22 protein-coding genes and 2 tRNA genes are annotated in these 19,617 nt (G+C 67.8%); 11 read left to right on the top strand and 13 right to left on the bottom strand.

The window, feature by feature from the left end:
* Window positions 1–11 precede the first annotated feature (11 nt).
* Window positions 12–1,523, bottom strand: a complete 1,512-nt coding sequence (locus tag DFR49_RS08215) for an ABC1 kinase family protein (protein WP_119035364.1) — start codon at window positions 1,521–1,523, stop codon at window positions 12–14.
* Window positions 1,524–1,639: 116 nt separating this feature from the next.
* Here DFR49_RS08215 and DFR49_RS08210 point away from each other — a divergent pair, with 116 nt between their 5' ends.
* The 4 genes from DFR49_RS08210 to DFR49_RS08195 all read left to right on the top strand — a co-directional run bounded on the left by DFR49_RS08210 (window position 1,640) and on the right by DFR49_RS08195 (window position 4,130).
* A complete protein-coding gene (locus DFR49_RS08210) occupies window positions 1,640–2,065 on the top strand; it encodes a VOC family protein (RefSeq protein WP_119035112.1) in 426 nt (141 codons plus the stop codon).
* Between the two features lie 7 nt (window positions 2,066–2,072).
* The gene (locus DFR49_RS08205; RefSeq protein ID WP_119035111.1) at window positions 2,073–2,375 is read left to right on the top strand and encodes a polyhydroxyalkanoic acid system family protein; all 303 of its coding nucleotides are present in this window, start codon (window positions 2,073–2,075) and stop codon (window positions 2,373–2,375) included.
* A gap of 145 nt (window positions 2,376–2,520) precedes the next feature.
* Window positions 2,521–3,366: a carboxylating nicotinate-nucleotide diphosphorylase gene (gene nadC, locus DFR49_RS08200; RefSeq protein ID WP_119035110.1), complete on the top strand. Its 846-nt coding sequence runs from the start codon at window positions 2,521–2,523 to the stop codon at window positions 3,364–3,366.
* 50 nt (window positions 3,367–3,416) lie between these two features.
* The gene (locus DFR49_RS08195) at window positions 3,417–4,130 is read left to right on the top strand and encodes a ribonuclease T2 family protein (protein WP_119035109.1); all 714 of its coding nucleotides are present in this window, start codon (window positions 3,417–3,419) and stop codon (window positions 4,128–4,130) included.
* A 147-nt stretch (window positions 4,131–4,277) separates the two neighbouring features.
* Here DFR49_RS08195 and DFR49_RS08190 read toward each other — a convergent pair whose 3' ends face one another.
* From DFR49_RS08190 to aroA, 7 genes are all read right to left on the bottom strand, one after another.
* The gene (locus tag DFR49_RS08190) at window positions 4,278–4,679 is read right to left on the bottom strand and encodes a DUF4112 domain-containing protein (protein ID WP_245968322.1); all 402 of its coding nucleotides are present in this window, start codon (window positions 4,677–4,679) and stop codon (window positions 4,278–4,280) included.
* 40 nt (window positions 4,680–4,719) lie between these two features.
* A complete protein-coding gene (locus DFR49_RS08185; RefSeq protein ID WP_245968294.1) occupies window positions 4,720–6,189 on the bottom strand; it encodes an ABC transporter substrate-binding protein in 1,470 nt (489 codons plus the stop codon).
* 95 nt (window positions 6,190–6,284) lie between these two features.
* A tRNA-Leu gene (locus DFR49_RS08180) sits at window positions 6,285–6,371 on the bottom strand.
* A 107-nt stretch (window positions 6,372–6,478) separates the two neighbouring features.
* Entirely contained in the window at window positions 6,479–6,757 is a 279-nt protein-coding gene (locus DFR49_RS08175; protein ID WP_119035107.1) for an integration host factor subunit beta, read from the bottom strand.
* A 211-nt stretch (window positions 6,758–6,968) separates the two neighbouring features.
* Complete coding sequence (gene rpsA, locus DFR49_RS08170; protein ID WP_119035106.1) at window positions 6,969–8,684, bottom strand: 30S ribosomal protein S1; 1,716 nt, start codon at window positions 8,682–8,684, stop codon at window positions 6,969–6,971.
* Between the two features lie 522 nt (window positions 8,685–9,206).
* Window positions 9,207–9,836 (bottom strand): (d)CMP kinase, encoded by a 630-nt coding sequence (locus DFR49_RS08165; protein ID WP_119035105.1) that lies wholly within the window; start codon window positions 9,834–9,836, stop codon window positions 9,207–9,209.
* Complete coding sequence (gene aroA / locus DFR49_RS08160) at window positions 9,833–11,164, bottom strand: 3-phosphoshikimate 1-carboxyvinyltransferase (RefSeq protein ID WP_119035104.1); 1,332 nt, start codon at window positions 11,162–11,164, stop codon at window positions 9,833–9,835. The genes DFR49_RS08165 and aroA overlap by 4 nt, the downstream gene beginning before the upstream one ends.
* Window positions 11,165–11,266: 102 nt before the next feature.
* Here aroA and DFR49_RS08155 point away from each other — a divergent pair, with 102 nt between their 5' ends.
* The gene (locus tag DFR49_RS08155; protein ID WP_119035362.1) at window positions 11,267–11,602 is read left to right on the top strand and encodes a TIGR02300 family protein; all 336 of its coding nucleotides are present in this window, start codon (window positions 11,267–11,269) and stop codon (window positions 11,600–11,602) included.
* Window positions 11,603–11,656: 54 nt separating this feature from the next.
* A tRNA-Ala gene (locus DFR49_RS08150) sits at window positions 11,657–11,732 on the top strand.
* Window positions 11,733–11,752: 20 nt separating this feature from the next.
* Here DFR49_RS08150 and DFR49_RS08145 read toward each other — a convergent pair.
* From DFR49_RS08145 to pgsA, 3 genes are read right to left on the bottom strand one after another with little or no spacing between them, the layout of a single operon-like run.
* Window positions 11,753–12,208, bottom strand: a complete 456-nt coding sequence (locus DFR49_RS08145) for a molybdenum cofactor biosynthesis protein MoaE (protein ID WP_119035103.1) — start codon at window positions 12,206–12,208, stop codon at window positions 11,753–11,755.
* Window positions 12,205–12,456 (bottom strand): molybdopterin converting factor subunit 1, encoded by a 252-nt coding sequence (gene moaD / locus DFR49_RS08140; protein ID WP_119035102.1) that lies wholly within the window; start codon window positions 12,454–12,456, stop codon window positions 12,205–12,207. Before moaD ends, DFR49_RS08145 begins: the two co-directional genes overlap by 4 nt.
* 10 nt (window positions 12,457–12,466) lie before the next feature.
* On the bottom strand, window positions 12,467–13,018 hold the full coding sequence (gene pgsA / locus DFR49_RS08135; protein WP_119035101.1) for a CDP-diacylglycerol--glycerol-3-phosphate 3-phosphatidyltransferase: 552 nt from the start codon (window positions 13,016–13,018) through the stop codon (window positions 12,467–12,469).
* 148 nt (window positions 13,019–13,166) lie between these two features.
* Between pgsA and DFR49_RS08130 the strand changes: the two genes are divergently transcribed.
* The gene (locus DFR49_RS08130; RefSeq protein WP_119035100.1) at window positions 13,167–14,456 is read left to right on the top strand and encodes an MFS transporter; all 1,290 of its coding nucleotides are present in this window, start codon (window positions 13,167–13,169) and stop codon (window positions 14,454–14,456) included.
* 197 nt (window positions 14,457–14,653) lie between these two features.
* On the opposite strand, the gene DFR49_RS21950 is transcribed toward DFR49_RS08130, so the two are convergent.
* Window positions 14,654–14,821: a hypothetical protein gene (locus DFR49_RS21950; protein WP_170150962.1), complete on the bottom strand. Its 168-nt coding sequence runs from the start codon at window positions 14,819–14,821 to the stop codon at window positions 14,654–14,656.
* 96 nt (window positions 14,822–14,917) lie between these two features.
* Between DFR49_RS21950 and DFR49_RS08125 the strand changes: the two genes are divergently transcribed.
* Both DFR49_RS08125 and DFR49_RS08120 read left to right on the top strand, forming a co-directional pair.
* On the top strand, window positions 14,918–15,385 hold the full coding sequence (locus DFR49_RS08125) for a low molecular weight protein-tyrosine-phosphatase (protein WP_119035099.1): 468 nt from the start codon (window positions 14,918–14,920) through the stop codon (window positions 15,383–15,385).
* Window positions 15,382–16,185, top strand: coding sequence for a fructosamine kinase family protein (locus DFR49_RS08120; RefSeq protein WP_119035098.1), 804 nt, complete (start codon window positions 15,382–15,384; stop codon window positions 16,183–16,185). The genes DFR49_RS08125 and DFR49_RS08120 overlap by 4 nt, the downstream gene beginning before the upstream one ends.
* 227 nt (window positions 16,186–16,412) lie before the next feature.
* Here DFR49_RS08120 and DFR49_RS08115 read toward each other — a convergent pair whose 3' ends face one another.
* A complete protein-coding gene (locus DFR49_RS08115; protein ID WP_170150961.1) occupies window positions 16,413–16,697 on the bottom strand; it encodes a hypothetical protein in 285 nt (94 codons plus the stop codon).
* A gap of 192 nt (window positions 16,698–16,889) precedes the next feature.
* Here DFR49_RS08115 and DFR49_RS08110 point away from each other — a divergent pair, with 192 nt between their 5' ends.
* A complete protein-coding gene (locus DFR49_RS08110; RefSeq protein WP_119035096.1) occupies window positions 16,890–17,897 on the top strand; it encodes a M48 family metallopeptidase in 1,008 nt (335 codons plus the stop codon).
* 62 nt (window positions 17,898–17,959) lie between these two features.
* On the top strand, window positions 17,960–19,513 hold the full coding sequence (locus tag DFR49_RS08105) for a DUF5597 domain-containing protein (protein ID WP_245968293.1): 1,554 nt from the start codon (window positions 17,960–17,962) through the stop codon (window positions 19,511–19,513).
* Window positions 19,514–19,617 lie beyond the last annotated feature (104 nt).

Genomic DNA, 19,617 nt, shown 5'->3' with positions numbered 1-19,617 from the left:
GCAACCGCGCTTCACCCGTGGCCGAGCACGATCGCCCCGGCGACGAGTGCGAACCCGCCAAGCAGCGCGCCCGCGATCCACCGCCCCACCGCGCGAATCGCCGCATCGTTGGTCGCAGCCTGAGCCACCGGCGGTGCCTCGAGCCGTCGCACCGCCGCGCGGATCAGCCGCGGGGCATCGTCGCCCAGCCGCAGCATTTCCCACATCAGCGCCTGCACGCTCGCCTGCAAGCGTTCGGGCGCCAGCCGCGCGCGCGCCACGCGCAGCCCCGCGCGCGCCATCGCCCCCGACAGGTCGAAATCGGGTTCGATACCGGTAAGCACGCCGTCGATCGTCAGCAGCGCGCGAAAGATCAGCAGCAGGTCGGGCGGCAGGATCAGTCGCTCGTCGCGCAGGATCGGCAGGAAATCGCTGATCAATGCGCTCAGCACGATCCGCCCGCCGCCGTGGCGCGCCACCAGCCGTTCGGCCGCGCGCACGACATTCGCGCGCGGCACGTCATGGCCTTCGGACCACAAGGCGAGCGTCTCGGCCAGCCCGCCCGGATCGTCCGATTGCAGCGCGGTGACGAAGCTCAGGAATTCCTCGCGCCGCTTGGGCGAGACATGGCCGATCGAGCCGAGATCGAGCAGGGCGATCCGATTGCCCGGCAGGCACAGCAGATTGCCGGGGTGCGGATCGGCGTGGAAGCGTCCGTTCACCAACACCATGTCGAGCACCATGTCGGCGCCGGTCGCGGCGATCTGCGCGGGATCGATGCCGTTCGCGCGCAGCGTATCACCATCGCGCGGGGGAACGCCGTCGACGAAATCCATCACCAGCAGCGTTTCGGACGACCAGCGCCAATGGATCTCGGGCACCAGCACGCGCGGATCGCTCGCGAAATCCTCGCGCAGCCGATCGGCGTTGCGCCCCTCGATCGTGAAATCGAGTTCGTCGTGCAGCGACTCGGCAAGCTGCCGCGCCAGCGCGCGCGGCGAGAAGCGGCGCGCCTCGGCGCTGGCCTGCTCGGCGAGCGCGGCGAGCTGCGCGACGATCCTGAGATCGGCCTCGATCCGCGGCCGCACGCCGGGGCGGCGGATCTTGAGCACCACCGGCCGCCCGTCGTCGCGCCAGGCGCGGTGGACCTGTGCGATCGAGGCGGCGGCCAGCGGTTCGGGATCGAACCGCGCGAACGCCGCCTCGGGCGGCTGGCCCAGCGCGTCTTCCACCGCCGGGCGCAGCGTCTCGAAGGGCAGGGTGGGCGCCTGGCTGTGCAGTTTCTCGAATTCGGCGATCCATTCGGGCGCCAGCAAATCGCCGCGCGTGCCGAGGATCTGCCCCAGTTTGACGAAGGTTGGCCCCAGTGCCTCGATCGCCAGTCGGGTGCGCCGGGGCAGGTCGCTCGTCGCATCCTCGCCCCCGTCGCCGCCGCGCAGGCCCATCCGCGCGAGCAGCGTATCGAGCCCGAAGCGCGACGTGATCGCCAATATCTCGCCGAGCCGGGCGCGGTCGCGCGTGGCCACCGCCAGCGTCTTGATCATCGCCGGCGCCGGCATGGTTTCGGCTGCGTCATCATCGCTGCGATACGCGCCGCGCGGCGATCGGGTTCCGCGATGCTCTCGCCAAGCGACGGTGGATGCGATAGCGCTGGCACGTGATGGCCGATGCGATCCGCCCTTTCCATCTCGCCTTTCCGGTCGACGATCTCGCCGCCGCGCGCGCCTTTTACAGCGGCGTGCTCGGTTGCCGCGAGGGCCGCAGCGCGCCCGAATGGATCGATTTCGATCTCTACGGCCACCAGATCGTCGCGCATCTCGATCCCCGCCCGCGCCTACGTGCCCACGCCAATCCCGTCGACGGCCACGACGTGCCGGTGCCGCATTTCGGCGTCGTGCTGGCGATGGCCGATTGGCACGCGCTCGCTGATCGGCTGCGGCAGGCGAGCACGGCGTTCGTCATCGAACCGCATATCCGCTTCGCCGGCCAGGCGGGCGAGCAGGCGACGATGTTTTTTCACGATCCCGCGGGCAACGCCTTGGAGTTCAAGGCGTTCGCCGATGATGCGATGATATTCGCGAGATGAGGATGCCATGACCGAGCCCGTCGCCGTCGATCTCCCCCACCGCCTCGGCAAGGCCGCCGCGCGCGGCCGGATCGAGCACGGGGTGGGGAAGATCGCCCACTTCGTCCCCGGCGGCGCGATCACCGAGCGGCATTGGGAAGGCGATGTGATGCACTTCACCGTCGAGGCGATGGGGCAACGCGTCGCCAGCCGGCTCGACGTGCAGGACGCCAATGTCCATGCCGAATTCGATCTCCCCGCTTTCCTTGGCATGTTCGGCAACCAGCTCCGCGCGATGTTGCAGAAGGAAGGGCCGAAGCTGCTCGAATAGGGTCGACCGTTCGCCTGGGAAGGCTGGCCCAGAACACCCCCGTTCGCCCTGAGCTTGTCGAAGGGCCGTTTTTCCTGCTTCAACCCGAAGCGAAGCGGTGTTTCGACAAGCTCAGCACGAACGGTGAAGACAGGAGCACGCAATTTTGACCTTCACGCTCGATCGATTCGATCTCGACACGTTCGTCGCGGCCACGCTCGCCGAGGATCTGGGCGCCGGCGGCGACATCACGTCGGCCGCCGTCATCCCCGCCGACGCGTGCTTTTCGGGCGTGATGGACAGCCGTGACGCGATCACCGTCGCCGGGCTCCCGATCGCCGAGGCGTTCTTCCGTGCGCTCGATCCCGAGGTGCGGATCGAGCGGCTGGTGGAGGAGGGCGACCGCGTCTCCCCCGGCACCGATCTGATGCGGCTCGAAGGCAAGGCGCGCGCGCTGCTGACGGCCGAGCGCTCGGCGCTCAACACCGTCCAGCATTTGTCGGGCATCGCGACGATGACGCGCACCTATGTCGATCGCATCCTCGGCACGGGCGCGACGCTGCTCGACACGCGCAAGACGATCCCCGGCCTGCGCGTGCTCGAAAAATACGCGACGCGGATGGGCGGCGCGACCAACCACCGCATGGGGCTGTGGGATGCGGCGATGATCAAGGACAATCACGTCGCGGTCGCCGGATCGATCGATGAAGCGGTCCGCCGCGCGGTTGCGGCGGGGATCGAACGGATCATCGTCGAGGTCGATTCGGTCGACCAGATCGAACCCGCGCTCGCCGCCGGGGCGACACATCTGCTGCTCGACAACATGCCCCCGCCGGTGTTGCGCGGTGCGGTGACGCTGGTTGGCGGGCGTGTGCCGACCGAGGCGTCGGGCGGGGTGACGCTGGAGACGATCCGGGCGATCGCCGAAACCGGCGTCACCTATGTCAGCGTCGGCCGCCTCACCCAATCGGCGCCGGCGGCGGATATCGGGCTCGACTTCGCAAGCGTGTGACTTGCGGGCGCGGGGAAGCGGCGGCACAATCGGGCGGAGGGGGTAGAAACATGAAAACACTGGTGAAACTGGTAGCGGCCGCCGCGCTTCTGGTGCCCGTCGCCGCCAATGCGCAGGCGTACAAATGCGACCTGCCGACCTCGCTGGCGCGCCCCAAGCCCGATCTGCCGAGCAAGGATCAGCCCCGGCGCCTGCGCGCGATCGGCGGCTATACGCTCGCGATCAAATGGGCGCCGCAATTCTGCCACGACCACGCGAAGCAGGCCGCGGCCAGATTCCAGTGCGGCAGCGGCAACCGCTTCGGTTTCACGCTCCACGGCCTGTGGCCCGACGGCAAGACGAAGGAATGGCCGCAATATTGCCGCCCGGCGAGCTTGCTGCCCGAACGCGTCCTGTCGCAGCACCTTTGCGCCACCCCCGATCTGCAACTCATCCAGCACGAATGGGCCAAGCACGGCACCTGCACGCGCGACACGCCCGCGCAGTTCTTCGAACGCTCGCGTCGCCTCTACGCTCGCCTGCGCTATCCGGACATGGATGCCCTCTCACGCCGCCGTCTCACCGCAGGATCGTTTGCCGAAGCGATGGCGCGCGTCAATCCGGGGCTGAAGGCGGACATGATGCGTATCACCGCCAACCGGCACGGCTGGCTGGAGGAAGTGTGGGTCTGCCTCGACACCGCCTATCGCTACCACCGCTGCCCCAGCTTTCAGGGCGGGCTGGCCAAGACGGCGCGCCTCAAGGTTTGGCGCGGGCTGCGGTGAGGGAATACTGGTACCGAGACCCTGTTCGTCACCCCGGACTGGTTCCGGGGTCTAACGCGCCTCAAGCGTTACCGCTCGTGGAGGGTTGGATGCCGGAACGAGTCCGGCATGACGACAGCGGCCCCGCCACACGTCTGGGCGGGCGCCTCACTGTTCGATCACCACCGTCGAGGGGTGGTGCTTGTCGAGGTGTTTCCTGATGATGCGCAGGTTGCGCGTGTTCGATCGGAAGAAGAAATCAGGCACCGCGCCAACGAATGGGATCAGGCCGAGCAGGAAATCCAGGCCGACATTGCCCATCATCCGCGTCATCTGAAATTTGGACATGCCGACATTGCGCGCTTCCCACGCCATCCACGCGCCGAGCGCCGCGCCGACGGTGCCGCCGACGACGGGGATGAGATCGAGGATCACGTCGAGCCCCACCGGCCGGTTGATCCCCGGAATGACGAACAGCCGTTCGAGCAGATGCTCCATGCCCTCGACGCGCTTGCGCACGGCGGCGGGATTGCGGTCGAGATACGCCATGTCGGCCAGCCGGTCGATCATCGCGGGGTCGATGCGGGTGGTTCGGTTTGCCATTACCAAATCACTTGGTGTCGGAACGCAGGTGATTCAACGGGTGCCACGCGCGGGGGTTGGGCTGCCATTGGTCGAGTCGCGCGGCGACCAGCGACCATCTCAGCGGCGCGGCGAAGGGGATGAAGGCGACATCGGCGGTCAGCGCCGCGTCGGCCCGGGCGATCGCGGCGCCGCGCGCCGGTGTGTCGGCGGCGGTGCGGGCGGCATCGATCAGCGTCGACGCCTGTTCGCCGCACGGCGCGCAGGCGCGGGCGAGATACCAGCGCGCATTGTCCGCCGGGGCAATCGCATCGACGAGGCGCAGATCGGCGTCGGCGCGCATCGGCACGCGCGTCGCCTCGACCCCGATCGCGGCGAACGATGCCGCGATCCCGCCGAACAGCAGGGTCGCGCCGGGCCCGTCGGGTAGCGCGATCCGCAGGCTGAGGGGCGTGTCGTGTGCCGATTCCCACGCCGCGACCACCGATCGCGCGTGCGCGCGGCGCTCGTCGAGCGTGCCGATCGCCCAGCCGGGCAGGTTGGGCGGTGTCGCGAGATCGATCGCGTCGGGCAGGATGCGATCGGTGGTCGGCCAGCCGGCGCGGACCAGCGCTACGATCGCCTCGCGGTCGAGCGCGCCGGCCAGCACGGCGCGGTTCTCCGCCGTCGCCAGAAAACCCGACCGTTCGACGATGGCGAGCCCAAACAGCCCTTGCGCGGGATCGAACCGGATCGCGGTCGGCGCGATCTCGGCGAGCCCGACCAGCGGCCAGTCGGCGAACGTGCCGCCGTCGACCATGTCGGATCGCAGCGCCTTGAACCGCAGAATCGCTTTCGCCGCGCGCTCGCCGATCAGCCGCACCGTCTGTTCGGGGCGCGGCGGGGGCGGGGGATCGTCGGCGTCGATGACCGGGCCGGGGACGGGCTCGAGCAGGAGCCCCGGCGCACTGCGCTGCGCGCTACGCCGCATCGGGCCGGTACCGCGCGGCGGATCGAGCCGGAAGATCGCGAGTTCGGGGCGCGCGAGCAGCCGCAGCAGATCGGGTCGCGGCGTTTTCATCCGCACCTCGATCACCTCGGGCGTCATCTCCACCACTTCGTCGATCGCGGTGAGATAGGGGCGCAGCGGGTTGCGCGAACCGGGCGCGAGTTCGCGCCGCAGCCGCTGGACCACCGCGCGCGCGGTCACCGCGCTGCCGTCGGGCCATGTCACGTCCCCGATCCGGAAAATGTAGCTCATGCCGTCGTCGATCACGATCCAGCGTTCGGCGATGCCGGGTTCGACCTGCCCGGTGGCGTCGAGCCGCACCAGCCCCTGCGCGACGCTGGCCATCAGCATCTGCGACGGCCGGCCGAGCGCCCGGCGTGCCGGATCGGCGAGCACGGGCGCGTCGCCGATCACGCTGGCGACCACCGGGCCGACATCGCTTCGCCGGTCGCAACTGCCAAGCAGCCCGAACGCGAGCATGATCGCCGTCACCGTCGTCGTGCGCGTCAATCCTCGTCTCCGTTCGTCGCGTGCCGCCCCACTGTGCCACGCGAACGCCGCAGGCGCCATCACGGCGCTTCCACGAGTTCCGGTGGTCGGGGTGTTGGTGCGGACGGCGGGACTCGAACCCGCACTGCCGTTGGGCAAGCGGATTTTAAGTCCGCTGCGTCTACCGATTTCGCCACGTCCGCGCCGGCGCCGACGAGAAGCGCATCGGTAGCGGGGTCGTCAAGCTAAAGGTAGCGGCGTTCGAGGTGGATTTTCGGAGCGGGCCGGTGCCGAATTGCGAATCAGGCGCTCAGACGTTGAGGCGCGCGCGCATTTCCTTGCCGGGCTTGAAATAGGGCACGCGCTTGGCGTCGACCTGCACGGTCTCGCCGGTGCGCGGGTTGCGGCCCGTGCGCGCGTCGCGCGCCCGCGTCGAAAAGGCGCCGAACCCGCGCAGTTCGACGCGGCCGTCATCGGCGAGTCGGGCGGTGATTTCATCGAAAAAGGTCGAGACGATCGCTTCCACGTCGCGCAGCGCCAGATCCGGATTTTCATCCGCAAGCATCTGAACGAGTTCCGATCGGATCATCAACGCCCTCCCATCAGGTCGATTGGGTCGCTTGGCGGCGCTGCTGCGCTCGCGGGTTGCGCCCTTGTTCCCGCACCGTGCGGGCACGCTCAACTTCGATCGATACCAGCCCTTACACGCGATTCGGCCTGACCGATAGGATTGTTGCGACACGCGAAACGCGTTTCACGGCGAGCGGAGCGGCCCGCACCGCCCGCCGTGATGTAGTCGCTTACTGCTTGGTTTCGCGCGCCTTCAGCGCTTCGCCAAGGATGTCGCCCAGCGACGCGCCCGAATCGGACGAACCATATTGCTGCACCGCCTGCTTCTCCTCGGCGATCTGCATCGCCTTGATCGAGAAGGTCGGCTTCTTCGACCGGTCGAAGCCCGACACCATCGCGTCGAACTTCTGGCCGACCTGGAAGCGTTCGGGGCGCTGCTCGTCGCGGTCGCGGCCGAGATCGGTGCGCTTGATGAAGCCGGTCGCCCCGTCCTCGCCCGCCTGCACTTCGAGGCCCGCATCGCGGACTTCGAGCACGGTGACGGTGACGATCGCGCCCTTGTTCACCTTGCCGCCGGCGGCTGCCGGCGCGCCGCCGACCGCGGGGGCGCCGCGCTCAAGCTGCTTCATGCCGAGCGAGATGCGCTCCTTCTCGGCGTCGATGTCGAGCACGATCGCCTGCACGGTTTCGCCCTTGCGGTGCAGGTTGAGTGCGTCCTCGCCCGAAATGCCCCAGGCGATGTCGGACATGTGGACCATGCCGTCCACATCGCCGTCGAGCCCGACAAACAGGCCGAATTCGGTCGCGTTCTTGACCTCGCCTTCGACGGTCGAGCCGACCGGGTGCTTCTCGGCGAAGGCCTCCCACGGATTCGCCTGCGCCTGCTTGAGGCCCAGCGAGATGCGACGCTTCTCTTCGTCGACCTCGAGAATGACGACTTCGACTTCCTGGCTGGTCGAGACGATCTTGCCCGGATGGACGTTCTTCTTGGTCCAGCTCATCTCGGAAACGTGGACAAGGCCCTCGATCCCGGCTTCGAGTTCGACGAACGCACCATATTCGGTGATGTTGGTGACGCGGCCGTTGAGCTTGGCGCCGACCGGATATTTGGCCGATGCGCCTTCCCACGGATCGCTCTCGAGCTGCTTCATGCCCAGCGAGATGCGCTGCGTGTCGCGGTTGATGCGGATGATCTGCACCTTCACCGTGTCGCCGATGCCGAGCATCTCCGACGGGTGGCCGACGCGCTTGTAGCTGAGGTCGGTGACGTGGAGCAGGCCGTCGATGCCGCCGAGATCGACGAACGCACCGTAATCGGTGATGTTCTTGACGACGCCTTCGATCACCTGACCTTCGGCGAGGCTCTGGATCAGGCCCGAACGCTGCTCGGCGCGAGTTTCCTCGAGCACCGCGCGGCGCGAGACGACGATGTTGCCGCGCTTGCGGTCCATCTTCAGGATCTGGAACGGCTGCGGCATGTCCATCAGCGGGGTCACGTCGCGCACCGGGCGGATATCGACCTGGCTGCCGGGCAGGAAGGCGACAGCGCCGTTCAAGTCGACGGTGAAGCCGCCCTTGACGCGGCCGAAGATCACGCCCTCGACGCGGCTGCTTTCGGCGAATTCGGTTTCGAGCTTGTCCCAGGCGGCTTCGCGGCGGGCGCGATCGCGGCTCAGCATCGCTTCGCCGTTCACATTCTCGACGCGGTCGACATAAACTTCGACTTCGTCGCCGACCTTGAGATCGGCCTTCTGCCCCGGCGCGGCGAATTCGCGCAGCGGCACGCGGCCTTCGCTCTTCAGCCCGACGTCGATGACGGCGAGATCGTTTTCGATCGCGGTGACGGTGCCCTTGACGACATGGCCTTCGAAACTGTCGGTGCCGCCGAGCGTCTGCTCGAGCATGGCCGCGAAATCATCGCGGGTGGGGTTTGCCGTAGTGGCCATAAAGATGTGGTTCCTGAACTGACGTTTTCCGGCCGGCCGGTTGGTTCCGGCGGTCTTGTGGCCGAACTGCCGCGCACGCCGAATACGGGCACGGCATCCAGACGAGCAAGCTTCGCGAAGGAACCGCCGATTAAAGCGAAAAGGGCGCGAGAGGACTCATCCCGTCGCGCCTTCCCCCGCGGGCACCGCCCGACGGACGGGCGCGCACATAGCGCTTGTGCGCGCATGAGGCAAGGTGCGGCTGGACTCCCCTCTGATACTGTTGGTTTAAATTTCGACCTGAGTCTGTTGTGCCCGGCCAAGGCACCCTAAACTTGGCGCAAGGCAGGGAGGTGCCGGGTGCCCAAATTGCCGCCGATGCGCGGCGTCGGTTTGCGGCCGGTGAACGGTCGAGCGAGGCTTAGACCCGGCAAAATTGGCAACTTCTCGTCACCCCGGACTCGTTCCGGGGTCCAACCCTCCACGAGCGCTATCGCTTGTTGCACGTTGGATGCCGGAACACGTCCGGCATGACGGTTTTCTCTAGGCCGCGCCCCGCCGCTTCGCTTCCACCAGATCGATCGCCTTCTGCACCGCGGCGTCGATCGACAGGAAGCTCGTGTCGAGCAGCACCGCGTCGGGGGCCTGCACCAGCGGCGCGGCGGTGCGCTGTGCATCGCGCTGGTCGCGCGCGCGGATGTCGGCCAGCACGCGATCGAAGCTCTGGGTGCCGCCGCGGGCCTGCAATTCGGCGTGGCGGCGGCGCGCGCGGATCGTCGGCGTGGCCTTGACGAACAGTTTCACCTCGGCTTCGGGCGCGATCACGGTGCCGATATCGCGCCCGTCGAGCACCGCGCCGCCCGGCTGGCGTGCGAAGCGGCGCTGGCGCTGGAGCAATGCCGCGCGCACCAGCGGATGCGCCGAGACGATCGAGGCGACCTGGCCGACCCGATCGGTGCGCAGTTCGGGATCGCCGAGCAGCATGTCGTCGAAGCCGCAGCTCGCCACGGCATCGGCTTCGATTGCCGGATCGAGATCGTGCTGCAACACCGTCGCTGCGACGGCGCGATAGAGCAGCCCCGTATCGAGATGCGGCAGCCTGTAACGATGCGCGAGCGCGCGCGCGATCGTGCCCTTGCCCGACGCGGCGGGGCCATCGACGGCGATGATCATGCCTGGCCCGTAAGCTGGTCTAGGGTGCCGAAAAAGGCGGGATAGCTCGTCGCCACCGGGGCGATGTCGTCGATTGTGATCGGGGCGATCGCGGCGAGCCCGGCCACCGTCATCGCCATCGCGATACGGTGATCGAGGTGCGAGGCGGCGTGGGCGTTTCCGGCCAAGGGCGCGCCGCCGCGGCCCTCGATCGTGAGCCCGTCCTCGAATTCCTCGATTCTCGCGCCGGCGGCACGCAGCGCGGTTGCCATCACCGCGATCCGATCCGATTCCTTGACGCGCAGTTCCTCCGCCCCGCGCGCGACGGTGCGGCCCTCGGCCAGCGCGGCGGCGACGAACAGGATCGGATATTCGTCGATCATGCTCGGCGCCAGGTCGTGCGGCACCTCGATCGCGGAGAGCGCGGCGTGGCGCACGCGCAGATCGGCGACCGGTTCGCCTCCCACCGTCCGGCGGTCGATTTCCTCGATATCCGCCCCCATCGCGCGCAGCACGGTGAACAGCCCGGCGCGCGTCGGATTGAGCCCGACATTGGCGATGACGATATCCGATTCGGGTACGATCGAGGCGGCGACGGCCCAGAATGCCGCCGACGAAGGGTCACCGGGCACCGTGATCTGCTGCGGTTGCAGCTCGGCCTCGCCGCGGATCGCGATGATCCGCTCGCCGCCCGTTTCTTCGACGGTGAGATCCGCGCCGAAACCCGCGAGCATCCGCTCGCTATGGTCGCGCGTCGGCACCGGCTCGATTACGCGCGTGATCCCCGGCGTGTTAAGCCCCGCGAGCAGCACCGCCGATTTGACCTGCGCCGAGGCGACCGGCAGCCGGTAGTCGATTCGCACCGCGGGCGCGATTCCGCGCACCATCAGCGGCAATCGCCCCCCCGGGCTCGCGGTGATATCGGCGCCCATCTGCGCCAGCGGCTCGATCACGCGGCCCATCGGGCGCTTCGAGAGCGAGGCGTCGCCGGTGAAGGTGGTGGTGATCGGGTGGGTCGCGACGAGCCCCATCAGCAGCCGCGTCGAGGTGCCCGAATTGCCCATTTCCAGCGCCGATTCGGGCTGGAGCAGCCCGCCGACGCCGACGCCGTCGACCACCCAGGCGCCGTCGTCCTCGCGGATGATTGTCGCGCCCATGCCGCGAAGGGCGGCGGCGGTGGCGAGCACGTCCTCGCCTTCGAGTAGCCCGGTGATCCGGCTGGTGCCGACCGCGAGCGCGCCGAGCATCAGCGCGCGGTGGCTGATCGATTTGTCGCCGGGAACGGTGATCCGGCCGGCCAGTGGGCCGCGCGCGGCGATCGAGAAGGGGCGGGGGGCAGGATGCGGCATCGCGCGCGGCTTTTGACAGCGCGGCTTCGCTATGGCAAGGCGCCCACCGATTTGGCGGGCATCGCCCGTAATTCCACCATCTTGAAAGGTTCGAGGCTTCACATGGTCAAGCCGGAATGGGGCACGAAACGTAGCTGCCCGAAGTGCGGAACGCGCTTCTACGATCTCGGGAAGGACAGTCCCGTCACCTGCATCGAATGCGGCACCGCGTGGGAACCCGAACCGATTCTCAAGTCGAAGCAGCCGATGCCGTTCGAGCAGCCCAAGAACGACGACGCGCGCAAGAAAGAAGACAAGGTTCTTTCGGGCGACGACGACAATGACGACGATCTGGACATCGACGAGGATGACGAAGAGCCGTCGCCCGACGACGAAGTCGATCTGGGCGGAGACGACGATCTGGGCGTCAAGACGGCGGACAAGGACGACGAGAACTGACGCTTGCCAAGGGGGCGACGCCTGACTAAAGGCGACGCTCCTTCCCGGACAGATGGGGCCGTAGCTCAGCTGGGAGAGCGCTGCAATGGCATTGCAGAGGTCAGGGGTTCGATCCCCCTCGGCTCCACCATCTTCCTGAAATCACGAATTCTATTGGTCGGATAAGGTGGTTTTCCACCGATCGGCGGCGGCGTGATCGGCATCGCGCGCGTCGACCCAGCGCGTCTCCCGGCCCCGTGTCTCGCGCTTCCAGAACGGCGCCTCGGTCTTGAGCCGGTCGATCAGGCACGCGCAGGCGTCGAGCGCGGCCGCGCGGTGCGATGCGGCGGTCGCCACCAGCACGATCCGCTCGCCCGGCCGCATCGCGCCGATGCGGTGGACGATGATCGCGCCTGTCAGCCGCCAGTGAGCGACCGCCTCGGCGGCCAGCGTTTCGAGCGCGGTTTCGGTCGCGCCCGGATAATGTTCGAGATCGAGCAGCGACACGCCGTCGTCGGCGCGCACGATGCCGGTGAAGGTCGCGACCGCGCCCGCTTCGAGCGCCTCGATCCGCGCCAGCTCGGTGGTCACGTCGATCGGCTCGGGCGAGACCAGAACGCGGATCATCCGCCCGTCACCGGCGGGAAGATCGCCACCTCGCGCGCGTCGTCGAGCGGCGCATCCAGCGCCACGAAACGCTGATCGATCGCCGCGCGTAGCCGCGTGCGGTCGGCGAATGCGGCGGCGTGGCGCGGGTCGCGCGCGGCCAGCCAGTCGAGCAAGGCGGCGATCGTTCCGATCCCGTCGGGTAGGTCGATCCGTTCGTGCCCGGTTCCCACCGCCTCGCGTACCCAGGCGAAATAGAGCAGGTCCATCGCGGCCGCGTCAGTCCATATACTTCAGGCCGGCGCGCAGATAATCCCAGCCGGTGACGAGCGTCAGCCCGGCAGCACCCCATAAGGCGGCGAGCCCGGCGATCCCGATCCACGCCGCGCCCGGAAACGCCCCCGCGAGAATCAGCGCGCCCAAGGCGACGAGTTGCAGCGTTGTTTTCCACTTGGCGAGCTTCGATACCGGCACCGAGACTTGGAGCTGCGCCAGAAATTCGCGCAAACCCGATACCGCGATCTCGCGCAGCAGGATGATCAGTGCGGCGATCAGGTGGATGCCGCCGATATCGTGCGTCCCGACCAGCATCAGGATCACCGCGGCGACCATGATCTTGTCGGCAATCGGATCGAGGAAGATGCCGAGCTTGGAGACGGTGCCCCGCGCGCGCGCCACATAGCCGTCGAAATAATCGGTCACGCCCATCAGGCAGTAGAGGACGAAGGCGATGGCGTAGCCGAACGCCCATTGCGGCCACCACAGAAAGGCGACCAGCAGCGGCACCGCGAGGATGCGCGACAGCGTGAGCAGGTTGGGCAGCGTCAGCATGGCTCCAAGCTCTAGCTCTGCACGTCGGGGTGGGGAAGGGGGCGATTCGCGGGCGCCGGGCGGGGGAGATGGCGCATGGGATTTGCCGCCCCCGCATTCCCTCGGCTATGCCCTGCCGATCCGCCACGTGACGAGGCCGTCAATTTCCATGATCAGTGCGCTCGGGTTGCTCAAGGAGCGCCGTTTTCTGCCGCTTTTCGTCACGCAGTTTCTCGGCGCCTTCAACGATAACTTCTTCAAGACGGCGATGGTGCTGTTCGCGACCTATCAGATCTTCAACGATGCCGAGGTCGAATCGAACTTCAACGCGCTCGCCACCGGGCTGTCGCTGCTGCCGTTCTTCCTGCTGTCCGCGCTGTCGGGCCAGCTCGCCGACACGATCGACAAGGCGAAGATCATCCGGCTGGTCAAGACCGCCGAGATCCTGATCATGCTCGGCGGGTCCGCGGGACTGCTGATCGCCGCGGCGGGGCACACGCGGATCGGCATGGGGCTGATGCTCGCCGCGGTCCTGTGCCTCGGCGTGCATTCGACCTTTTTCGGCCCGATCAAATACGCGATCCTGCCCCAGCATCTCGATCGCGATCATGTGCTCGGCGGCACCGGGCTGATCGAGGCGGGCACTTATCTCGCGATCCTGCTGGGCACCGTGCTCGCCGGCTGGCTATCGGTCGAAGGCTCGGCCGTGGGGGTGCTGATCGTCGCGGTGATCGGCTGGGTCGCCGGCCGCCAGGTGCCGCCCGCGCCCCGCGAAGGGCCGCCGCTCGCGCTCAATTACAATCCCTTCACCGCGTCGTGGCGGCTAATCGGCGCGACGATGCACATCCCGCGGCTGTTCCTGTCGATCTGCGCGATCAGCTTCTTCTGGACGATCGGCGCGGTGCTGATCATCATCTTTCCGCCGCTGGTGAAGAACATCCTGACCGCCGACGAACGCGTCGCCAGCCTTGTCATCGCGATCTTCTCGGTCGGCATCGCGATCGGATCGATCGTCATCAACACGATGCTGCGCGGCCGGATCTCGGCGAAGTTCGCGCCCGCCTCGGTGATCGCGATGGGCGGGTTCGTCGTGCTGTTCTCGCTGCTCGTGCGCACCTGGACGCCCGCGCCCGAAGGGCAATTATACGGCGTACTCGCGTTCATCGCGGAACCCCACGCGATCCTGATCGTGCTCAGCCTCGTCGGCATCGCGATCACCGGCGGCATGTTCGTGGTGCCGCTCTACGCCTTCCTCACCACCACGGTGACCAAGGACCAGACGGCGCGCACCGTCGCGGCCAACAATGTCGTCAATTCAGGCGCGATGGTGATCGGTTCGGTCGCCGTGCTCGCGCTGACGGCAGCGGGGGTGACGCCGGAGAACATGCTGTTCCTGGTCGCGGCGATGTGCCTGCTCGCCGCCTGGCTCGCGCAGAAGTTGCATCTGGCATGCGATTGAGCGGCGTGCCCGTGCGAACACACACATGGCTGCTTGCGTCCAATTGCCGTCATGCCAGCGAAGGCTGGCATCCATCACTCTATCCGCGAACGAACGGGCTGTCTTGCTGGAGAGATAGACCCCAGCCTTCGCTGGGGTGACGAAACGGAGGACGACCGATTTCTCCCAATGTCGGCCGCTCGCCCACCGCCATCTTCTCAGAAGATGAAGCTGTAGATACAGACGAAGAACGCGGTGAAGCTCAGCACGAACAGCTTGAGATCGTGTTCCTCGCGCCGCTCGCGCGCTTCTTCCTGCACCACGCCCAGGCTGCGGCGGAAGGGGTGGCGTGACGGGGTGAGCGCGGCGGCGGTCGGGGTCTGCATGGCAAGCAGTTAACGCTTTATTTACGATTTGGACCAGTCGATTCCTTGGTTAACGCATCATTGTGTTGTCGCGGGACAGCCATGATAGGAGCTTTCATGCCGCAATCACCGTCGATTCTCTTCGTCTGCCTCGGTAACATCTGCCGCTCGCCGCTTGCCGAAGGCGCCTTCCGGGCGGCGGCGCAAGCGGCGGGTCTGGACGTCGCCGCCGATTCGGCCGGCACCGGTGACTGGCATGTCGGCCGCCCACCCGATACCCGCGCGCAGGCAGTGGCGCGGGCGCACGGGGTCGACATCTCGGGGCTGCGCGCACGCCAGGTGACGGCCGAGGATTTCCACCGTTTCACCCACGTCTTCGCGCTCGATCCTGCCAACCTCGCCGATCTCGCCGCGATCCGTCCGGCCGATGCCACCGCCGACCTCGGGCTGTTGATGGATGTGGTGCCGGGCCGCAAGGGGAGCGCGGTCGACGATCCTTATTATGGCGATGCGGCGGGATTCGAGGCGACCTGGGCCGATGTCACGGCCGCGGCAGCGCGGCTGGTCGACCGCTTCGGCGGGTGACGGCGCCGCTCGCCCGGTTGGCGGCACTGCTCGGCGCGCCGATCGCATCGGTAACCCCGCTGGCCGGCGGTGATCTCTCGACCGTGCTGCGCATCCATATCGAGCACGGCGACACGCTGATCGCGAAGCTGGGGCCGCAGGTCGCGGTCGAGGCGACGATGCTGGGCGCGATCGCGGCGACCGGCGCACCCGCGCCCTGCGTCGTCGCCGTCGCGGACGACATGCTCGTCATGACGGAATGCGAATCGGATGGGCACCTCGCGGGGGCATGGTCCGCGCTCGCCGATGCGCTCGCGCGCCTCCATGCGCCGTGCGCGCAGAATTATGGTTGGGATGTGGATTATGCCTTCGGCCCGGTCGCGATCGTCAACGCGCGACGCGGGGACTGGCCGGGCTTTTGGGCCGATCACCGGTTGCGCTGCCATCTGCCGCATCTGCCGCGCGCGCTCGGTCGCCGGGTCGAATCGCTTGCCGATTCGATTGGCACGCTGTTGCCGGCGCGTCCGCCGCCGGCGCTGCTTCACGGCGATCTATGGAGCGGGAACATCCTGGCCGCGGGCGGGGCGATCACCGGGCTGATCGATCCCGCCTGCGTGATCGGCGATCGCGAGGCCGATATCGCGATGCTGACCTTGTTCGATTCGCCGCCGTCGCGATTTTTCGATTCGCTCATGCTCGAACCCGGCTGGCGCGCGCGGCTGGCGATCTATCGTTTATGGCCGCTGCTCGTCCATCTCCGCCTGTTCGGCAGCAGCTATACCGCGCGCGTCACGGCGACGCTCGATGAGATCGGCTTCTGATGGATGGTTATTTGGGGCTCCGGGAAGGCGGGGACCCAGTCCGGGCTCCCGCCTTCGCGGGAGCACAGGGGTGATATGGTAAGGGCGCACCGTTTTCCCGGACTGATGTCCGAAGGAGATAGTCGCGGAAAGATGCGGGGCGCCGAACCCGGCGAGAACCTTCCGGGCAAACAAAAAGCCCCGCGATCCAGGGATCGCGGGGCTTTTCCGTATCGCTTTGAAAACGATCAGCCGGCGCTGTCGGCCTTGTCGTCGTCGTCGGTCGCGACGATGATGCCGCCGACAACGGCCGCAGTCGCGAGCAGGCCGACGCCGATCGCGGCACCGTTGCTGAGCGCATTGCTCTTCTTCTTGAGCGGGGTAGCCGTGCGGACACCCTGAACCGGGGCCACCGACGACTGCGCGGTCGGAAGCGCGGTGCTCGAACGCGTCGCGTCGGCTGCGAAGGCCGCCGTCGAGGTCAGCAGGCAGGCGATCGCGGCAAAGCCGGCGGCGTACTTTTTCGGGGTCATCATCGTCTCCGATTGAAACAGGTTGCACTGCGGGATACCTCGCGAGACGCTAAACGCAAGAACTTTTTGGTGGTTCCGCGGCACTTTGGGACGAACTGAGGCTTCGGTGCCACGCATCGCATGGTTGACGTCACGATACCTTGCCTGCCTCCCGGATTGTGATTCCCGGCCTTCGGATGATAGCGCACGGCCATGTCGATGTTCAGGACATATACCCTAGGGTGCCTTCTCGCGCTGACGACGGCGACCGTGCCCGCGCCGCTTGCGGCCGCGCCGTTGCCCGATGTCTCCGGTCAGGAAGCCGCGCTCGCGGGACTCAGGGCGGCCGATTTACGCCTGGCGACGATCGCGCATCGGCTCATGGTCGCCAATGTCGCGCTATGTGATCGGCGGGCAGGGGCGACCGGGTTGGTGCTCCACGCGCTCGATTCGTACGATTCGGGCATCCGCGATGTCGCGCGGCGTATGTTCGGTTTCGAAACGCCGGTCGCGGTCGAGGCCGTCGTTCCACAAAGCGCCGCCGACCGCGCCGGCGTCCGCGCCGACGAATCGGTCGCGGCGATCGATCGGACGGCGACCACCGCCGATGAGGGCAGGGCGCTCGATCGTACCCGCGCCGCGCTCGCGGCAGTCCCGCCGGGCGGAACGGTGGCGCTGACCCTGGTCGATAAGGGCGCGTCGCGGACGGTGACGATCGCCACCGATCCCGCCTGCGCCGGCCGCGTCGAACTGCGCGTCACCGATAATCTCAACGCCGCCACCGACGGCCTCGTGCTCCAGATCAACTCGGCGTTGCTCAATCTGATCGGCAACGACGACGAACTCGCCGCGCTCGTCGCGCACGAACTCGCGCACATCGTCCTGCGCCATCCCGAACGCCTGACCGCGGCGCGCGTCTCGCGGGGCATGTTCAGTATTTTCGGCCGCAACGCGCGGCTGATCCGCACGACCGAGATCGAGGCCGACCGGCTGAGCGTCGTGCTGCTCGCCAATGCCGGTTACGATCCGATGGCCGCCGCGCGGCTGTGGCGCGATCACGGCAAGCGGCTCGGCGACGGCGGCCTGCTGGCGGGCACGACGCACCTCGGCCTCGAGGATCGGATCGCGCTGGTCGAGCGCGAGGCGGCACTGATCCCGCACGATCGCACGGGGCCGATCGTGCCCGGCTGGATCGAGAGCCGAACCCAGCCGTTGCGGTAGCGCTCTCGCTTGACGATACCCCTGTGATTGCGCACGCCGAAGGGTGAACAGGGGAGAGGGCGATGATCCGCACGTTGATCGCGTTGGTTGCGTTCATATCGATGGCCATCACGGGTGCGGCCGCCGCCGATCGGCCGATTCCGCGCATCGAGGGCCGCCAGCTCATCGTCGACGGCGCGCCGTGGCTGCTGCTCGGCGGCGAGCTTGCCAATTCGAGCGCCTCGAGCCGGGCCTATATGGCGCCGCGCTGGGAACGGCTGGCCGGGCTCCATCTCAATACGGTGCTTGTGCCGGTAAGCTGGGAATTGATCGAGCCCGAGGAGGGGCGATTCGACTTTGCGCTGGTCGACGGCCTGCTCGAGGATGCGCGCGCGCAGCATCTGCGCGTTGTTCTGCTCTGGTTCGGGAGCTGGAAGAACTCGATGTCGAGCTATGTGCCCGATTGGGTCAAGCGCGATACCGCCCGCTTTCCTCGCGCGCGGCTCACCGACGGCCGTGCGATCGAGATGCTTTCGCCCTTCGCGCCCGCCAATGCAGACGCCGATGCCCGCGCCTTCGCGGCGCTGATGGCGCACCTCGCGATATCGGATACCGCACGCACGGTGTTGATGATCCAGGTCGAAAACGAGATCGGCATGATCCCCGAACCGCGCGATCGATCGCCGCTCGCGCGCGCCGCCTGGGCGAAGCCGGTGCCCGCCGGGCTTCCCGGCGCCGGCAAGAGCTGGGCCGAGGCTTATGGCAACGGCGCCGACGAGGCGTTCATGGCGAACGCCTATGCGCGTTACACCGAACGCGTCGCCGCCGCGGGCAAGCGCGCCTATCCATTGCCGATGTACGTCAACGCCGCGCTGCCGCGTCCGAATGCGGCGCCGGGCAGCGGCTATCCCGCGGCCGGCCCGTTGCCGAAGCTCGCCGCGATCTGGCGCAAGGGTGCGCCGTCGATCGATTTCATCGCGCCCGATATCTATTTCCCCAATTTCGTCGAATGGACTCATGCCTATGCCGCGCTCGGCGCGCCGTGGTTCATCCCCGAGGCGAATCGGGCCGGCGCGGCAGAGGCGCCCGCCAACGCGCTCTACGCGATCGGTGCGCTGGGGGCGTTCGGCTACAGCCCGTTCTCGATCGACGATCTCGCGCCCGGCGGCGATGCCGGGCTCGCCGATTGCTACGCGATGCTCGCCGGCCTCGCGCCGCTGATCCTCGAGCGCCAGGGCGGTGATCGGCTCGCGGGCGTTCGCGCGCCGGTCGCGTTCGACGGCACCACCGATCTCGCCGATCAGGTGCTGACGATGGGCGCCACGCATCTCACCGCGCGCCTGATCGATCCGTGGGTTCCGCGCGCGCAGCAACATCCCGAGACCCACGGCGCGATCGTCATCCAGCTCGCCGCCGACGACTTCGTGATCGCGGGCCGCGGCGTCACCTTCACCTTCGCGCCCGTCGCGGGGAAGGGGGCGACGGGAATCCTCGCGATCGACGAGGGCCGCTACGACAACGGCCGCTGGCATCCCGGCCGCCGCCTTAACGGCGACCAGAGCCATCAGGGTCGCCATCTCCGGCTGCCGCCGAATCGTTTCTCGGTCCAGCGCGTGCGTCTCTACCGCTACGATTGAGCGGGCGGCTCGCCACGAAAAAGGGCCGGGAGAACGCGTCTCCCGGCCCCTTCGTTCTGTTTTCGCGTTCGCCGAGGGCGGACCGGCGTGCAGCTAGCGCTGCG

Origin of the sequence: Hephaestia caeni (genome assembly GCF_003550065.1) — a bacterium.
GTDB classification, from domain to species: Bacteria; Pseudomonadota; Alphaproteobacteria; order Sphingomonadales; family Sphingomonadaceae; genus Sphingomonas; species Sphingomonas caeni_A.
This window is presented reverse-complemented; position numbering and strand designations above follow the sequence as displayed.

Bases quoted from the DNA above. Each gene is read 5' to 3' on its own strand.
- DFR49_RS08210 (WP_119035112.1), top strand. From the start codon at position 1,640: ATGGCCGATGCGATCCGCCCTTTCCATCTCGCCTTTCCGGTCGACGAT.
- DFR49_RS08205 (WP_119035111.1), top strand. From the start codon at position 2,073: ATGACCGAGCCCGTCGCCGTCGATCTCCCCCACCGCCTCGGCAAGGCC.
- moaD (WP_119035102.1), bottom strand. From the start codon at position 12,456: ATGGACCTGCTCTATTTCGCCTGGGTACGCGAGGCGGTGGGAACCGGG.
- DFR49_RS08215 (WP_119035364.1), bottom strand. From the start codon at position 1,523: ATGATCAAGACGCTGGCGGTGGCCACGCGCGACCGCGCCCGGCTCGGC.
- DFR49_RS08175 (WP_119035107.1), bottom strand. From the start codon at position 6,757: ATGATCCGATCGGAACTCGTTCAGATGCTTGCGGATGAAAATCCGGAT.
- DFR49_RS08105 (WP_245968293.1), top strand. From the start codon at position 17,960: ATGATCCGCACGTTGATCGCGTTGGTTGCGTTCATATCGATGGCCATC.
- DFR49_RS08195 (WP_119035109.1), top strand. From the start codon at position 3,417: ATGAAAACACTGGTGAAACTGGTAGCGGCCGCCGCGCTTCTGGTGCCC.
- DFR49_RS08155 (WP_119035362.1), top strand. From the start codon at position 11,267: ATGGTCAAGCCGGAATGGGGCACGAAACGTAGCTGCCCGAAGTGCGGA.
- DFR49_RS08190 (WP_245968322.1), bottom strand. From the start codon at position 4,679: ATGATCGACCGGCTGGCCGACATGGCGTATCTCGACCGCAATCCCGCC.
- DFR49_RS08125 (WP_119035099.1), top strand. From the start codon at position 14,918: ATGCCGCAATCACCGTCGATTCTCTTCGTCTGCCTCGGTAACATCTGC.
- DFR49_RS08110 (WP_119035096.1), top strand. From the start codon at position 16,890: ATGTCGATGTTCAGGACATATACCCTAGGGTGCCTTCTCGCGCTGACG.
- DFR49_RS08130 (WP_119035100.1), top strand. From the start codon at position 13,167: ATGATCAGTGCGCTCGGGTTGCTCAAGGAGCGCCGTTTTCTGCCGCTT.
- pgsA (WP_119035101.1), bottom strand. From the start codon at position 13,018: ATGCTGACGCTGCCCAACCTGCTCACGCTGTCGCGCATCCTCGCGGTG.
- DFR49_RS08165 (WP_119035105.1), bottom strand. From the start codon at position 9,836: ATGATCATCGCCGTCGATGGCCCCGCCGCGTCGGGCAAGGGCACGATC.
- DFR49_RS08145 (WP_119035103.1), bottom strand. From the start codon at position 12,208: ATGATCCGCGTTCTGGTCTCGCCCGAGCCGATCGACGTGACCACCGAG.
- rpsA (WP_119035106.1), bottom strand. From the start codon at position 8,684: ATGGCCACTACGGCAAACCCCACCCGCGATGATTTCGCGGCCATGCTC.
- DFR49_RS08115 (WP_170150961.1), bottom strand. From the start codon at position 16,697: ATGACCCCGAAAAAGTACGCCGCCGGCTTTGCCGCGATCGCCTGCCTG.
- DFR49_RS21950 (WP_170150962.1), bottom strand. From the start codon at position 14,821: ATGCAGACCCCGACCGCCGCCGCGCTCACCCCGTCACGCCACCCCTTC.
- aroA (WP_119035104.1), bottom strand. From the start codon at position 11,164: ATGCCGCATCCTGCCCCCCGCCCCTTCTCGATCGCCGCGCGCGGCCCA.